The 16,526-nt window shown below is 55.8% G+C and carries 14 protein-coding genes; 4 read left to right on the forward strand and 10 right to left on the reverse strand.

All coding sequences use genetic code 11. The features are described 5' to 3' along the window. Nucleotides 1–35 precede the first annotated feature (35 nt). From bamA to RHM56_RS17195, 10 genes are all read right to left on the reverse strand, one after another. Entirely contained in the window at nucleotides 36–2,384 is a 2,349-nt protein-coding gene (bamA, locus tag RHM56_RS17150) for an outer membrane protein assembly factor BamA (RefSeq protein ID WP_322234292.1), read from the reverse strand. A gap of 74 nt (nucleotides 2,385–2,458) precedes the next feature. Continuing rightward, on the reverse strand, nucleotides 2,459–3,811 hold the full coding sequence (gene rseP / locus RHM56_RS17155) for a sigma E protease regulator RseP (RefSeq protein WP_322234295.1): 1,353 nt from the start codon (nucleotides 3,809–3,811) through the stop codon (nucleotides 2,459–2,461). A gap of 44 nt (nucleotides 3,812–3,855) precedes the next feature. After that, on the reverse strand, nucleotides 3,856–5,043 hold the full coding sequence (gene ispC, locus RHM56_RS17160; protein WP_322234298.1) for a 1-deoxy-D-xylulose-5-phosphate reductoisomerase: 1,188 nt from the start codon (nucleotides 5,041–5,043) through the stop codon (nucleotides 3,856–3,858). Further along, on the reverse strand, nucleotides 5,040–5,846 hold the full coding sequence (locus tag RHM56_RS17165; protein WP_322234300.1) for a phosphatidate cytidylyltransferase: 807 nt from the start codon (nucleotides 5,844–5,846) through the stop codon (nucleotides 5,040–5,042). The genes ispC and RHM56_RS17165 overlap by 4 nt, the downstream gene beginning before the upstream one ends. Beyond that, nucleotides 5,846–6,601, reverse strand: coding sequence for a polyprenyl diphosphate synthase (gene uppS, locus RHM56_RS17170; protein ID WP_322234303.1), 756 nt, complete (start codon nucleotides 6,599–6,601; stop codon nucleotides 5,846–5,848). Before uppS ends, RHM56_RS17165 begins: the two co-directional genes overlap by 1 nt. Before the next feature lie 15 nt (nucleotides 6,602–6,616). Continuing rightward, entirely contained in the window at nucleotides 6,617–7,174 is a 558-nt protein-coding gene (gene frr, locus RHM56_RS17175) for a ribosome recycling factor (protein ID WP_322234306.1), read from the reverse strand. After that, nucleotides 7,171–7,914: a UMP kinase gene (pyrH, locus tag RHM56_RS17180; RefSeq protein WP_003440426.1), complete on the reverse strand. Its 744-nt coding sequence runs from the start codon at nucleotides 7,912–7,914 to the stop codon at nucleotides 7,171–7,173. Before pyrH ends, frr begins: the two co-directional genes overlap by 4 nt. A 207-nt stretch (nucleotides 7,915–8,121) precedes the next feature. Then, entirely contained in the window at nucleotides 8,122–8,985 is an 864-nt protein-coding gene (tsf, locus tag RHM56_RS17185; protein WP_322234308.1) for a translation elongation factor Ts, read from the reverse strand. A 206-nt stretch (nucleotides 8,986–9,191) separates the two neighbouring features. Beyond that, nucleotides 9,192–9,935, reverse strand: coding sequence for a 30S ribosomal protein S2 (gene rpsB / locus RHM56_RS17190; protein WP_019411593.1), 744 nt, complete (start codon nucleotides 9,933–9,935; stop codon nucleotides 9,192–9,194). 59 nt (nucleotides 9,936–9,994) lie between these two features. Then, a complete protein-coding gene (locus tag RHM56_RS17195) occupies nucleotides 9,995–10,390 on the reverse strand; it encodes a hypothetical protein (RefSeq protein WP_322234311.1) in 396 nt (131 codons plus the stop codon). Between the two features lie 462 nt (nucleotides 10,391–10,852). Between RHM56_RS17195 and map the strand changes: the two genes are divergently transcribed. From map to RHM56_RS17215, 4 genes are all read left to right on the forward strand, one after another. Next, nucleotides 10,853–11,635 carry a type I methionyl aminopeptidase gene (gene map, locus RHM56_RS17200; RefSeq protein ID WP_322234313.1) on the forward strand — a complete coding sequence of 261 codons (783 nt, stop codon included), beginning with the start codon at nucleotides 10,853–10,855 and terminating at the stop codon, nucleotides 11,633–11,635. Between the two features lie 57 nt (nucleotides 11,636–11,692). Beyond that, on the forward strand, nucleotides 11,693–14,395 hold the full coding sequence (locus tag RHM56_RS17205) for a [protein-PII] uridylyltransferase (RefSeq protein WP_322234316.1): 2,703 nt from the start codon (nucleotides 11,693–11,695) through the stop codon (nucleotides 14,393–14,395). 23 nt (nucleotides 14,396–14,418) lie between these two features. Continuing rightward, the gene (gene dapC / locus RHM56_RS17210) at nucleotides 14,419–15,618 is read left to right on the forward strand and encodes a succinyldiaminopimelate transaminase (RefSeq protein WP_322234319.1); all 1,200 of its coding nucleotides are present in this window, start codon (nucleotides 14,419–14,421) and stop codon (nucleotides 15,616–15,618) included. 150 nt (nucleotides 15,619–15,768) lie between these two features. Continuing rightward, nucleotides 15,769–16,494: a M12 family metallopeptidase gene (locus tag RHM56_RS17215; protein WP_322234322.1), complete on the forward strand. Its 726-nt coding sequence runs from the start codon at nucleotides 15,769–15,771 to the stop codon at nucleotides 16,492–16,494. Nucleotides 16,495–16,526 lie beyond the last annotated feature (32 nt).

The following is a 16,526-nucleotide window of genomic DNA, read 5'->3' on the forward strand; positions in this document are numbered from 1 at the left end:
TAAAAAATCCGTTGTCTGTATCTAAAGTCAGGCTTTTAGAAAGTCTGGCCGAGGGAGAATTGGAACACTTGAGTGTCTGCGTCATCCGGTTTCTTGATTGGCATGGCCAAGCTGAAGCTCAGCGGGCCAAGCGCAGTCACCCAGGTCACACCAACACCGACAGAACTGGCCATATTGCTAAAGCTGATGTCGCAATTCTTGGTTTCGCCCTTGCAGTTGGTGTCGAACACGTTACCCACATCCCAGAATACGGAGGTGCGCAGGGAACGCTGATCTTTCACAAACGGCATCGGGAACAGAACTTCTACACCGCCCTGGATCAGCACGTTACCACCGAACGGTAGCGGGTCTTGATCCGGGTCGGCGATGGTGCCTGGGTTTTTACCCGTGCTTGGCGTACTGCGCGGGCCCAGGGCACTGTCTTTGAAGCCACGTACCGAGTTGAAACCACCGGCATAGTAGTTCTCGTAGAACGGCAGACCTTCGGTCGAACCGTAACCATCACCATAGCCCAACTCTGTGTGCAGACGCATGGTGTAGGTGTCGGTCAACGGCTGGAACAACTGTGCACGATAGTCCAGCTTGTAGAACTGCAGGTCACTGCCAGGAATGGTGGATTCCAGTACCAGGCTTTGCGAGCTGCCGCGCGTTGGCAATACACCCTTGTTCAGGGTCGACTCAGACCAGCCTACCGACGCCTTGAAGTTGAGGTATTTATCGCCTTCACGGTTTACGAAGTCGAAGATCTCGTCAACGGTGTAACGACCGGTGCTGATTTCATCCTGCTGCACGGTCAGACCGTAGGTCAGACGCGATGTGTCGCTGATCGGGTAGCCCATCGTGACGCCAGCACCCAGGCTGTCGACCGAATAGTTGGCGACGTCAACGTCCAGCTCTTTGTAGTCAGTGGTGCGATAGAAAACGTTGTAACCCAGGCTCACACCATCTGCAGTCCAGTACGGGTCAACGTAGCTGAAGTTGTAACGGCTTTGGTATTCGCTGCGGGTCAGGCCAATGCTGACCTTGTTACCCGTACCCAGGAAGTTGTTCTGAGTAATCGAGCCACCCAGGATCAAACCTGCGCTCTGAGCAAAACCGACGCTGGCAGTGATCGAACCCGAGGCTTGTTCTTCTACGGCGTAGTTCACGTCAACCTGGTCGTCAGTGCCTGGCACTGCTGGCGTTTCAACGTTCACTTCCTTGAAGAAGCCCAGACGCTCAAGGCGAACCTTGGACTGGTCAATCAGGTAAGTAGAAGCCCAGCCACCTTCCATCTGGCGCATTTCGCGACGCAGCACTTCGTCTGCCGACTTGGTGTTGCCGCGGTAGTTGATGCGGTTAACGTAAGCACGTTTGCCCGGATCGACCACAAAAGTAATGGCCACCGTGTGGTTTTCAGGGTCTGGCTGAGGCACGCCGTTCACGTTTGCGAAGGTGTAGCCCTCGTTACCCAGACGACGGGTAATCAGTTCCGAGGTGGTGGTCATCAGCTTGCGCGAGAACACCTGGCCTGGCTGAACCAGCAGCAGCGACTTGATCTGATCTTCCGGGACCTTGAGGTCACCGCTCAGTTTCACTTCGCCTACGTTGTATTTTTCGCCTTCGTTCACGTTAACGGTGATGTAAACGTTTTTCTTGTCAGGCGTGATCGATACCTGAGTCGAGGCAATATCCATATTGATATAGCCGCGATCCAGGTAGTAGGAGCGCAGACGCTCCAGGTCACCCGACAGCTTTTCACGCGCATACTTGTCATCGTTCTTGAAGAACGACAACCAGTTGGTGGTTTTCAGCTCGAAGAGATCAATCAGGTCCGCTTCAGGGAAGACCGTGTTACCCACCACGTTGATGTGCTGGATAGAAGCAACGGTGCCTTCGTTGATGTTGACCTTCAAGGCAACGCGGTTACGCGGCTCAGGCACCACTTCGGTGTCTACCGACGCCGAGTAGCGGCCTTGGGCAACATATTGACGTTGCAGTTCGTTGCGCACACCTTCAAGGGTGGCACGCTGGAAGATTTCACCTTCAGCCAGGCCTGATTGCTTGAGACCTTTCATCAGATCATCGGTGGAGATCGCCTTGTTGCCGTCAATCGTGATGCTAGAGACGGAAGGACGCTCGACAACCGTAATGACAAGCACATTGCCATCACGACCCAGTTGGATATCCTGAAAGAACCCGGTTTTGAACAACGCACGAGTGGATTCCACCAAACGGCGGTCATCCGCTACCTCACCCACGTTCAGCGGTAGCGCACCAAACACACTGCCGGCGGAAACCCGCTGGAGCCCGTTGACACGAATATCAGAGATAGTGAAGGACTCGGCGTGAACTTCGGCGATCATCAGTACGGCGAGAACCGCAGTTAGCAGCAGACGTTTCATGAAGTCCTTTCTTATTCCAACTGGCAATAAACAAACTGCCGCAAAATGCGGCAGATTCGCAATTCAGCGAAGTGTTACAGACGTCCCAGATCGTTGACCAGGGCAAGCAACATCACCCCGACCACCAAACTGATACCTATCTGCATCCCCCAACCCTGTACCCGTTCCGACAAGGGACGACCACGCGCCCACTCGATCAGATAAAACAACAAGTGGCCACCATCCAGTACAGGAATGGGCAACAAGTTCAGAACCCCCAGGCTAATACTCAGATAAGCCAGGAAATTCAAGAAATCAGCAACGCCCGACTGGGCAGAAGCGCCCGCCACTTTAGCAATGGTTATCGGTCCACTCAAGTTTTTTACCGAGAGCTCGCCGAACAACATTTTCTTGAGTGAATCGAGCGTCAATACGCTCATGGTCCACGTGCGCTTGGTCCCCTCCCCGATCGCAGCAAGCGGGCCATAACTGACCTCGCGAACCATCTCAGGTGGCCAATCGACACCTTTGACCCCAGCGCCCAGGTAACCGGTTGCAGCGTCTCCTTCTCCGCGTGCCGCAAGGATGACTGGCATATCAACCGCTACGCCATCACGCTCAACGTGCAATACCACGCGCGCAGCGGGTCGCACACGAACCCAATCGACAACCTGCTGCCAATCGTTGATCGACTGACCGTTCATGGCCAGAAGTTTGTCACCGGTCTTGAGGCCAGCGGCTTGTGCCGGGCCTTTAGGATCAAGCTCGGCCAAAATGGCAGGCAACTCCGGGCGCCACGGGCGAATACCCAACGACTTGATCGGGTCCGGCTCGCTAGCCCCTCTCAGCCAGTCATGCAGCGCCAACTGGTGCGATGTTTCAACCTCAGCCCCAGGCCCGCGCACCGACACTTGAATAGAACCGCTTTCGCCCAAGCGACGAACCAACTGCAGGTTGACGTTCGACCAACCTACGGTCGGCTCACCATCAATAGAGACGATTTCCTGGCCCGCCACCAAGCCTGCCTGCGCTGCCAGGCTGCCGCTTTCGACAGCACCGATCACCGGCCGCACTTGCTGGCTGCCCATCATGGCCAGGACCCAGAAAAACACGATTGCCAACAGGAAGTTGGCAATTGGCCCGGCAGCCACAATGGCAATGCGCTGCCCGACCGTTTTACGATTGAACGATTGATTGAGCTGCTCGGCCGGCACATCGCCTTCGCGCTCGTCGAGCATTTTTACATAGCCACCCAGCGGAATCGCAGCGACGACAAACTCGGTGCCCTGGCGATCATGCCAGCGCAGCAACGGCGTACCGAAGCCCACAGAAAAGCGCAGAACCTTGACGCCGCAACGGCGCGCCACCCAAAAGTGACCGAATTCATGAAATGTGACCAGCACCCCCAATGCCACCAGGGTGCCAACAATCATATAGAGCGCACTCATCTACTTTCTCCGCGATTCTGTCCGACTCCGACTTTTACCACTTGTCAGCCGTTACGGCTCAACCACTGTTCAGCCCGCAGTCGCGCTTTGGCATCCACCACAAATACCGCATCCAGCTCGTCCAGGGCAATCACCGGCTCACCGCTCAAGACGTCTTCAATAATATGAGCGATTTGCGGATAACGGATTCGTCCATCAAGGAACGCCCCTACTGCCACCTCATTCGCCGCATTGAGCATCGCCGGGGCGCTATTGCCCGCCTCCGCAGCCTCACGCGCCAAGCGCAAGCAAGGGAAGCGCTGCTCATCTGGACGCTGAAAGTCCAAGCGCGCAACAGCAAACAGATCCAGCGGCGCAACCCCCGAATCAATCCGCTCAGGCCATGCCAATGCATTCGCAATCGGCGTGCGCATGTCTGGATTGCCAAGCTGAGCCAATACCGAACCGTCAACGTAGTCAACCAGCGAATGGATCACGCTTTGCGGATGAATCACCACCTCAACCTGGCTCGGCTTGGCGTCGAACAACCAGCACGCCTCAATCAGCTCCAGCCCTTTATTCATCATGCTGGCCGAATCGACCGAAATCTTGCGCCCCATCGACCAATTGGGATGAGCGCACGCCTGATCCGGCGTTACATGTTGCAAATCAGCCAGCGGGGTTTCACGAAAAGGCCCGCCCGACGCCGTCAGCAAAATCCGGCGCACACCGACTGCGCCCAAGCCTCGGGCATAGTCTTGTGGCAAGCACTGAAAAATGGCGTTGTGCTCACTGTCGATAGGCAGCAAAACCGAACCACTACGACGCACCGCCTGCATAAACAGGTCGCCCGTCATGACCAGCGCTTCTTTGTTGGCCAGCAGGATTTTCTTGCCCGTATTCACAGCCGCCAATGTCGGGCGCAAACCCGCAGCACCCACGATTGCCGCCATCACAGCGTCAACTTCGGGCGCCGAAGCAATCTGGCACAAACCTTCTTCACCTACCAACACTTCGGTGTTGAGGCCCGCCGAACGCAGATCCGCCTGCAATTGGCTGGCCGCACGCTCGTCTGGCACAACAGCAACTTTGGGTACGTGCTTGACACACAAAGCCAACAACTCGGCGAGACGGCTGTAACCGCTCAAACCAAAGACCTGGTAGCGATCAGGGTGACGTGCAATAACATCCAGAGTGCTCAGACCTATCGAGCCTGTAGCCCCCAAAACCGTAATCTGTTGTGGACGACTCATGACGCCGCAATCCAGAGCAGTACAGCAAATACAGGGATCGCCGCAGTCAAACTGTCGATGCGATCCAGAACGCCGCCATGCCCTGGCAGCAGGTTGCTGCTGTCTTTAATACCGGCCTGACGCTTGAACATGCTTTCCGTGAGGTCGCCCACCACCGAAATCAACACAATCATCGCTGCACCGAATAGCGCCGCACACATCTCGGAGGCGCTCCAGCCGCGTGTAAAACCTACAACAGCCGTGATCAACAAGCTCAGCAGCAGACCACCAAAAACCCCTTCCCAGCTTTTGCCTGGACTGACTTTAGGTGCAAGTTTGCGCTTGCCGAATTTTCGTCCCGAGAAGTAAGCGCCAATATCAGCGCCCCACACCAACACCATAACGGCCATGATCAGCCAATTGCCCAGCGGCATGGCCTTGATCAGCACCAGGCCTTGCCAGGCCGGCAGCAAAATCAGCAGACCGATAACGAGCCGGGTCGAGGTCGCCGACCAACGCTCAGCCGATTGCGGGAAGGTCAGCACCAACCAGGTCGCTGCTGCCCACCACAACACAGCCGCCCCCAGCACCCACGGCGCCAGATCGGGAAAAACGTACAACCCAAACAGCAGCAAAGCCACTACCACGGCAAAGGCAACCCGCGCGATCTGAGCCTCGAAGCCCGCCAGACGCGCCCATTCCCAGGCTCCAAGGGTCACGACCAGACCGATAAAGAGCGCAAATCCAGCCCCTTCAAGCAGGAAAAAGCCGCACAAGGCGATGGGTAGCAATATAAGTGCAGTAATGATGCGTTGCTTAAGCATTAAATCCGGGCTCCAGCCTCAACCTGCTCGCTCGTTTTACCGAAACGACGCTGGCGAGAAGCGAAATCAGCCAATGCATTACGCATGGCTTCGTGTTTGAAGTCCGGCCAGAACAGGTCGGAGAAGTACAACTCAGAGTAGGCCAGCTGCCACAGCAAGAAGTTGCTGATGCGATGCTCGCCGCCTGTGCGGATGCACAAATCAGGCAAGGGCAAGTCGCCCGTGACCAGACAGGTTTGCAACAGGCCCGGCGTAATGTCTTCAGGCTGCAAATGCCCTGCCTGTACTTCACGCGCCAGCCGTTGCGCAGCCTGTGCAATGTCCCACTGACCGCCGTAGTTAGCGGCGATTTGCAGGACAAAGCGATCAGGCCCTGCCGTCATCTGTTCCGCCTCACGCATCGCCGCCTGCAAGTCAGGATGGAAACGTGAGCGATCACCGATGATCCGCAAGCTGATGTTGTTTTCATTGAGGCGCTTGGCCTCACGACGCAACGCCCGAAAGAACAAATCCATCAAGGCGCTGACTTCAGCCGCAGGGCGCTGCCAGTTTTCACTGGAGAACGCGAATAAAGTGAGCACTTCGACCTTGGCCTTGGCACACACCTCAATCACTGCACGAACAGCATCCACTCCCGCTTTATGCCCGGCAACACCCGGCATAAAGCGTTTTTTCGCCCAGCGATTATTACCATCCATGATGATCGCGACATGTCGCGGCACCGATGATGGCTCTGTCTGCTTGGTCTTTTCCATAAAACGCCCAGACCCTTATACGGCCATCAGGTCCGCTTCTTTCTGCTTGGTAGCCGCATCAATGTCGGCCTCGGCCTTGTCGGTCAGCTTCTGAATATCAGCAGCGGCGCGACGCTCTTCGTCTTCGCTGATTTCTTTGTCTTTAACCAGTTTTTTCAGCTCGCTCAACGCATCGCGACGGATGTTGCGAACGGCAACACGCGCGTCTTCAGCGGCGCTACGGGCTTGTTTGGTGAAACCTTTACGGGTTTCTTCAGTCAAGGCCGGCATGGAGATCAACAACAATTCGCCCAGGTTGGTCGGATTGAGGTTCAAACCAGCGCTCTGGATAGCCTTGTCGACAGCAGCCAGCATGTTGCGCTCAAAGGCCACAACTTGCAGGGTGCGCGAATCTTTAACGGTGACGTTGGCAACACTGCTCAACGGGGTGTCAGCGCCGTAGTAAGGCACCATCACGCTGCCCAAAATACTTGGGTGCGCCTTGCCGGTACGGATCTGGCCAAAGGCATGGGCCAGCGATTCCAGCGATTTGCGCATGCGCTCTTGAGCGTCTTTTTTGATTTCGTTGATCATTGTTGACCTTCCTCGATCAGAGTCCCTTCAGCGCCGCCATGGACAATATTAAGCAGGGCGCCGGGCTTGTTCATATTAAATACGCGCAATGGCATTTTGTGGTCACGGCACAGGCAGATAGCCGTCAGGTCCATAACACCCAGTTTGCGATCCAGCACTTCATCGTAAGTCAGATGATCGAACTTCTCGGCATGCGGGTCTTTAAATGGATCTGCGGTATACACGCCGTCAACCTTGGTCGCCTTGAGCACCACATCAGCGTCGATTTCAATGGCACGCAAGCAAGCCGCCGAGTCAGTGGTAAAGAACGGATTACCGGTACCCGCTGCAAAAATCACCACGTCCTTGGCATTCAAGTGACGCATTGCCTTACGACGATCGTAATGATCGGTCACGCCCACCATGGAAATAGCCGACATTACGATGGCAGAGATATTGGCACGTTCCAGCGCGTCGCGCATGGCCAAGGCGTTCATCACAGTTGCCAGCATGCCCATATGGTCGCCAGTGACACGATCCATGCCTGCTGCACTCAGCGCAGCACCACGGAACAGGTTGCCACCACCAATCACCAGACCTACCTGAACGCCGATGCCGACCAATTGGCCCACTTCCAGCGCCATGCGGTCGAGCACTTTGGGATCGATCCCGAACTCTTCAGAGCCCATCAGGGCTTCGCCGCTTAGCTTGAGTAGAATGCGTTTATAGCGAGCTTGATAACCACTGCCCTGCTGAGCCATTGCGAATCTCTCCTGCCGCGTTTTTAAAAAAATCTGTGCGAGGCCACTTTCAGCCCGCGCTTACTCTAGCGTGGCGCTGCACAGCAGCACCATCGGAACACGACTTCATCAATCGGTTCCGCAAGAGAAGGTAAAACCCTCTCCCATTTGAAAAGAGGCTGCGCGCGTGAGCGGGCAGCCTCTTCGGGGCGACAGTTTAAAACTGTCTTATTGCTTGGCTGCAGCCAGCTGAGCAGCAACTTCTTCAGCGAAGTTGTCGACTGGCTTCTCGATGCCTTCGCCTACTTTGTAGTAAGTGAAAGAAACGATTTCAGCACCGGCTTTCTTGGCCAGTTCGCCAACTTTGATTTCCGGGTTCTTAACGAAAGCTTGCTCAACCAGGCTGGCTTCAGCCAGGAACTTGCTGATACGGCCTTTGATCATGTTTTCAACGATGTTTTCTGGCTTGCCGGCGATTTTGTCAGCATTGAGGCTCAGGAACACCGCTTTTTCGCGCTCGATCGCTTCGTCAGAAACTTCCGAAGGCAGCAGGAACTCTGGGTTGCTTGCAGCAACGTGCATAGCGATGTCTTTGGCCAACTCAACGTTGCCGCCTTTCAGAGCAACGACTACACCGATCTTGTTGCCGTGCAGGTAACCGCCAACCACATCACCTTCAACGCGAGCCAGGCGACGGATGTTGACGTTTTCGCCAACTTTGCCTACCAGAACCAGGCGAGCAGCTTCTTGAGCTTCGATCAGAGGCTCAACAGTCGTCAGCTTGTCAGCGAATGCTTTTTCAACGCTGGCAGCAACGAATGCTTTGAAGTCGTCCTGCAGAGCCAGGAAGTCAGTCTGCGAGTTCACTTCCAGCAGAACTGCGGATTTACCGTCTTCCTTCAGGGCGATTGCGCCTTCAGCAGCAACGTTGCCTGCTTTCTTGGCAGCCTTGATGGCGCCAGAAGCACGCATGTCGTCGATGGCTTTTTCGATGTCGCCGCCAGCCTTGGTCAAGGCCTTCTTGCAATCCATCATGCCTTCGCCAGTACGCTCACGCAGTTCTTTAACCAACGCTGCAGTAATCTCTGCCATTTCAAAATTCCTCTTGGATAGGTTTTCAACCATTCCACCCGACCGAACGGGCGTTCAAATTCGTGTGAAGCCTGCCTCGAGGCTCCCTGCCAGCCGCAATCTGATACAGCAACGACGGGAACATGTCCAATAAATGGATTTCGAGGTGGCAAAAAGGGGGCCAAGCCCCCTTTTTGCGCACTGAGTAAACGCTAGGCGTTAGCTACTCAGCCTTCAACTACCGCTGCAGCTGGAGCTTCTTCGACGAAAACGTCGGTGCCGCCAGCAACGTGGTTACGACCACGGATAACAGCATCAGCCATCGCGCCCATGTACAGCTGGATGGCGCGGATTGCGTCATCGTTACCTGGGATGATGTAGTCAACGCCTTCTGGGCTGCTGTTGGTATCGACAACGCCGATAACCGGGATACCCAACTTGTTAGCTTCGGTGATCGCGATACGCTCGTGGTCAACGTCGATAACGAACAGAGCGTCTGGCAGACCGCCCATGTCCTTGATACCACCCAGGCTACGATCCAGCTTTTCCAGATCGCGAGTGCGCATCAGCGCCTCTTTCTTGGTCAGCTTAGCGAAAGTGCCGTCTTCTGCTTGAACTTCAAGGTCACGCAGACGCTTGATGGAAGCACGGATGGTTTTGAAGTTGGTGAGCATGCCGCCCAACCAGCGGTGATCCACGTACGGCGAACCGCAACGTGCTGCTTCTTCAGCAACGATCTTGCCAGCGGAACGCTTGGTGCCGACGAACAGAATCTTGTTTTTGCCCTGGGCCAGACGCTCTACGAAAGTCAGAGCTTCGTTGAACATTGGCAGGGTTTTTTCAAGGTTGATGATGTGGATCTTGTTACGCGCGCCAAAGATGTATTTACCCATCTTCGGGTTCCAGTAACGGGTTTGGTGACCGAAGTGCACACCGGCCTTCAGCATATCGCGCATGTTGACTTGGGACATGGTAGTTCCTTAATAAGTCGGGTTAGGCCTCCACGTATCCCAACGACCAACCAGCAGCTTCAAGCTGAAGGCACCCAGGTCATCGTGTCGATACGTGTGTGGGTTTGTGCTCTGCGGGCTATACCCGCAAAGCGGCGCATTTTATACCACAAGGTGCGTAAAAAACGAAGCGCGAATTCGGACTTTATTGCCAAGCCCTTGCTCTGCAAGGGTTTACGCCAGACTCGCTCAATCAAACACCACCAGATTCGCCTGTCGAACAATGCTACTGCCGCCACCGAAACATCCCAGACAACACTCAGGCCCCTCACAGCAGGCCAAGCGCAGGTGCTGTTATGGATGCCGGGAGAGCTGTACTCAACGGCACTTTTTAACAACGACTTGTAGTCGCTGCCGCAGGCTGCGATCTGGCGCGCGAGCGGCAGTGCTTTTATGTACATATCCATTTGATGCATAAAGGCTTTTTACGGGTTTCGCCCTTACGGCGAGGCACTTTTGGCAAATAGCCCCAAACGCACCCAAAAAGTCCTTGCCCCTGCGTACGACCATCGCTTCGCTCCGGTCCCGCTCCGTGGGCACGCCGCGCCGGCATCCATGCCGGTCGACCCACTCCACGAAACCTACACTCGGCCTCCCGAGGCAGATAGATCAAGATCAAAAACCTGCAGGTCAAAAACCAGGTCAAAAACCAGGTCAAATGCAGAATAAATCAAGGCCCATTTACCCCGCCTGCGTTTTACACGGGGCTTGGAATAACGCCAGAATGCCCCACTCTATTAATAGAAGCGATGGCGCAAGGCTCATGTTTAAGGCCGACCGTCTGTTAGAATCGCGTTTTTATGGCGGTGTGTAACTGTAATGCCTCGTCACACACCCGCAATCCTGATGATGAGCGCTAACGCGCGAAGAGAGCCTGTATGACCGTCACCCTCAAAACCCCCGAGGACATCGCAAAGATGCGTATCGCCGGCAAACTGGCCGCCGATGTGCTGGAAATGATCGCCGAACACGTAAAACCTGGTGTGACCACTGAAGAGCTGGACCGCATTTGCCATGACTATATTGTCAATGTGCAACAGGCGATTCCTGCGCCGCTCAATTACAAAGGTTTCCCCAAGTCGATCTGCACGTCGATCAATCATGTGGTTTGCCACGGCATTCCAGGTGATAAGGCGCTCAAAGACGGCGACACGCTGAACATCGACGTTACCGTTATTAAAGACGGCTATCACGGCGACACCAGCCGCATGTTCCACGTCGGCAAAGTACCGGTCTGGGCTGAGCGCCTGTCGCAAGTGACTCAAGAGTGCATGTACAAGGCCATCGAAATCGTAAAACCCGGCTGCCGCCTGGGCGATATCGGTGAGGTGATCCAGAAGCACGCCGAAAAGAACGGTTTCTCGGTGGTTCGCGAGTTCTGCGGACACGGCATTGGCAAGGTCTTCCACGAAGAACCGCAAATCCTGCACTACGGCCGTGCAGGCACCGGCATGGAGCTTAAAGCAGGCATGACCTTCACCATCGAGCCCATGATCAACCAGGGCAAAGCCGACACCAAGGTGCTGGGCGATGGCTGGACGGCAATCACCAAGGACCGCAAGCTGTCTGCTCAGTGGGAGCACACCTTGCTGGTTACTGACACCGGCTACGAGATTTTCACCCTGCGCAGTGATGACACCATCCCGCGCGTATCGGCCTGATAGTTGCTTAATGCCAGCCACTAAATAGAAAAAATCTCACGACAGGAAAGCCAATCGATGCCGCAGGTGGATCCCGAACTCTTTGACCGCGGCCAGTTCCAGGCCGAATTGGCATTAAAGGCAAGCCCGATTGCCGCTTTCAAAAAGGCGATCCGCCAGGCACGTGAAGTGCTTGACGAACGTTTTCGCAAAGGCCGCGATATTCGCCGCCTGATCGAAGACCGTGCCTGGTTCGTCGATAACATCCTGCAACAGGCGTGGGAGCAGTTCAGCTGGAGCGATCAGGCCGATATCGCCTTGGTCGCCGTTGGCGGTTATGGCCGCGGCGAGCTGCACCCCTACTCCGACATCGACTTGTTGATCCTGCTCGATAACGCTGATCACGAGATTTTTCGCGACTCTATCGAGCGGTTTCTGACACTGCTTTGGGACATCGGTCTCGAAGTAGGTCAGAGCGTACGTTCCGTCGACGAATGCGCAGAGCAAGCCCGCGCCGACCTGACCGTCATCACCAACCTGATGGAAAGCCGCACCATTGCGGGGCCTGAACGCTTGCGTCAGCGCATGCTGGAGGTCACCAGCACCGAACACATGTGGCCCAGCAAAGACTTTTTCCTGGCCAAGCATGCCGAACAAAAAGCCCGGCATCACAAGTACAACGACACGGAATACAACCTGGAACCCAACGTCAAAGGCTCGCCCGGCGGGCTGCGCGACATCCAGACCATTTTGTGGGTAGCCCGTCGCCAGTACGGCACCCTGAATTTGCGCGCGTTGGCAGGTGAAGGCTTTCTGGTCGAAAGCGAACACGCCCTGCTGGCCTCCTCCCAGGAATTTCTATGGAAGGTGCGCTACGCCCTGCACATGCTCGCCGGGCGCTCCGAAGACCGTTTGCTGTTTGACCATCAGCGCAGCATTGCCGAACTCCTCGGCTTTGCCGGCGAAGACACCAAGCAGACCATCGAAAACTTCATGCAGCAGTACTACCGGGTGGTCATGAGCATTGCCCAGCTCAGCGACCTGATCATCCAGCACTTCGAAGAAGTGATTCTGGCTCCCGAAGACGAAGCGCCGCCGACACCGATCAACTCGCGTTTTCAACTGCATGACGGCTATATAGAAGCCACCAGCAACAACGTGTTCAAGCGCACGCCATTTGCCATGCTCGAAATTTTCCTGCTGATGGCCCAGCAGCCAGAAATCAAAGGCGTGCGGGCCGACACTATTCGTTTGCTGCGCGAACACCGCCACCTGATCGACGACGACTTTCGCAACGACATTCGCAATACCAGCCTGTTTATCGAGCTGTTCAAGTGCAAAATCGGCATCCATCGCAACCTGCGCCGAATGAATCGCTACGGCATTCTCGGACGCTACTTGCCAGAATTCGGTTTTATCGTCGGGCAAATGCAGCACGACCTGTTCCACATCTACACGGTCGACGCGCACACCCTGAACCTGATCAAGCACCTGCGCAAATTGCAGTACACCCAGGTTTCCGAGAAATTCCCGCTGGCCAGCAAACTGATGGCCAAGCTGCCGAAACCGGAACTGATCTACCTGGCCGGGCTGTACCACGACATTGGCAAAGGCCGCCACGGCGACCACTCCGAGATTGGCGCGGTGGATGCCGAGGCCTTCTGCATTCGCCATCAACTGCCGGTCTGGGATACCCGCCTGATCGTGTGGCTGGTGCAAAACCATCTGGTGATGTCGACCACTGCCCAGCGCAAGGACCTGTCCGACCCGCAAGTGATTCACGACTTCGCACAGACCGTGGTCGATGAGACCCACCTCGACTATCTCTACGTATTGACCGTGGCCGACATCAACGCCACCAACCCGACGCTGTGGAATTCATGGCGCGCCAGCCTGTTGCGCCAGCTCTACACCGAGACCAAGCGCGCCTTGCGCCGCGGCCTGGAAAACCCGGTGGATCGCGAAGAGCAGATTCGCCAGACCCAAAGTGCCGCGCTGGACGTGCTGGTGCGCAACGGCAACGATCAGGACGATGTGGAGCAGCTCTGGTCGCAGTTGGGCGATGACTACTTCCTTCGCCACACCTCGGCCGACGTGGCCTGGCACACCGAAGCCATACTGCAGCAACCTGCCGATGGCGGCCCGCTGGTCCTGATCAAGGAAACCACCCAACGCGATTTCGAGGGTGGCACGCAGATTTTCATTTATGCACCCGACCAGCACGATTTTTTCGCCGTGACCGTGGCAGCCATGGACCAGCTCAACCTCAACATCCATGACGCACGCATCATCACCTCCAGCAGCCAGTTCACCCTCGACACCTACATCGTGCTCGACAACGACGGCGGCTCGATCGGCAACAACCCGGAACGCATCGAAAAAATCCGCAAAGGCCTGACCGAAGCCCTGCGCAACCCGGACGACTACCCGAACATCATCCAGCGCCGGGTGCCGCGCCAGCTCAAACACTTTGCCTTCGCGCCGCAGGTGACGATCCACAACGACGCCCAGCGCCCGGTCACTGTGCTGGAACTCAGCGCCCCCGACCGCCCTGGCCTGCTGGCCCGCATCGGGATGATTTTCCTGGAGTTCGACCTGTCGTTGCAAAACGCCAAGATCGCTACCCTGGGCGAGCGCGTCGAAGACGTCTTCTTCATCACCGACGAAAACAACCAGCCCTTGTCTGACCCGCAACTGTGCATCCGTTTGCAGGAAGCCATCGTCGAGCAACTAACGGTCAACAAAGACTCAACCCCAGAAACCTGGCGCCTGAGCATCTAGCCGCCGAGTGAGACCCGCCCCCAATGAACAACGCTCTAAACCAGTTGCAGCCTTACCCGTTCGAAAAACTGCGCGCCCTGCTGGGTAGCGTGCAGCCCAACGCCGACAAGCGCCCGATTGCGTTGTCGATTGGCGAACCTAAACACCGCTCTCCCGATTTCGTGGCCAAAGCCCTAGCGGACAACCTTGACCAGATGGCGGTCTACCCGACCACGCTCGGCATCCCCGCCTTGCGCGAAGCCATTGCAGGCTGGGCCACACGCCGTTTCAACGTGCCGGCTGGCTGGCTCGACCCGGCGCGCAACATCCTGCCGGTCAACGGCACCCGTGAAGCGCTGTTCGCCTTCACCCAAACCGTGGTCAATCGCGGCGATGACGCACTGGTTGTGAGCCCGAACCCGTTCTACCAGATCTACGAAGGCGCCGCGTTTCTGGCCGGTGCCAAGCCGCACTACCTGCCGTGCCTGGCCGAACATGGGTTTAACCCGGACTTTGACGCCGTCCCGGCTGACATCTGGAAGCGCTGCCAGATTCTGTTCCTGTGCTCTCCCGGCAACCCGACCGGCGCCCTGATCCCGCTTGAAACGCTGAAAAAGCTGATCGCCCTGGCCGACGAACATGACTTCGTCATCGCCTCTGACGAATGCTACAGCGAGCTCTACTTCGACGAGCAAACGCCGCCCGTGGGCCTGCTCAGCGCCTGCGTCGCGCTGGGCCGCGAAGACTTCAAGCGTTGCGTGGTCTTCCACAGCCTGTCCAAGCGCTCCAACCTGCCGGGGCTGCGTTCGGGCTTTGTGGCCGGTGATGCCGAGATTCTCAAGGCTTTCCTGCTGTACCGCACCTACCACGGTTGCGCCATGCCGGTTCAAACCCAACTGGCCAGCATTGCCGCCTGGAACGATGAAGAGCACGTACGCACCAACCGCGATTTGTATCGCGAGAAGTTCGATACAGTGCTGAACATCCTGAGCCCGGTACTCGACGTACAGCGTCCGGATGGCGGTTTTTACCTGTGGCCGAAGGTAGAAGGCGATGACGCCGAGTTCTGTCGCGACCTGTTCGCCGAAGAGCACGTGACCGTGGTGCCGGGTTCGTACCTGTCACGTGAAGTTGACGGCTTCAACCCGGGCGCAGGGCGTGTGCGCATGGCCTTGGTTGCACCTTTAGTTGAATGCGTAGAAGCGGCGGAACGAATCAAGGCGTTCATCACCCGAAAACAGTAACTTTCTTACGAGCCTCACTCTGCAATAGAGTGGGGCCACGTTATTAAATACTGCATGTAACAAAATCAAACAAACCACTTTAATCAAAGCACTTAAACACCGTCTAACCTTCTAAATAACTTACCAACAACCCTAAACAGGAAGTTATTTATGATCCCAAAACCAAAGTGCACCATCTTGCAACACAGCGACCCGGAAACTTGCTATCAATGTGCAATCAAGGAAAACCCGAACAACGCTAACAACCGCCCCAGAAGATCGCTACTCAAGGCAGTCTCTCCGATCGGAAAACAGTGGTCACCCTACAAGTTATTAAAAGTTGCCTTTATAGACGACACTCCAATCAGAGTGCAAAGAATCATAGAAACAGCCGCACTTGCCTGGCAACCGTACATCAACCTGTCGATCGTTTTCGTAAAGGGCAAGCAGGGCGACATACGTATCACTACAAACCCTGAGGGTGGCTTCTACTCGGCTATAGGGACAGACAGCCTTGCGTTCTCCGACGACGAAGCCACCATGAATCTGACAACCAACACCTCCATCGACTATTTAATAACCTCAACAAAGCACGAGTTCGGGCATGCCTTGGGTTTAAGCCATGAACATCAACATCCAGACGCAGGCATTCCTTGGAACAAACCAAAAGTTTATGAGTTTTACAGAAAACACCAAAAATGGACCCGTAAGGAAATCTACCATAACGTCCTGAGAAAAGTGCCTGGCAGAGACTTTTTCAAAACCCCCTATGACGTAAAGTCCATCATGCACTACGAAGTCGAGAATGAACTTACCGATGGCGACTGGTCTACCTCAGAGAACTCAGATATTAGCGACGGCGATATTAAATTAATTAAATGGCTTTACCCGCTATAAACAGCGCTCATGCCATCAGTCATGACTCAAGG

This window comes from Pseudomonas sp. CCC3.1 (assembly GCF_034347405.1).
Taxonomy (GTDB): Bacteria; Pseudomonadota; Gammaproteobacteria; order Pseudomonadales; family Pseudomonadaceae; genus Aquipseudomonas.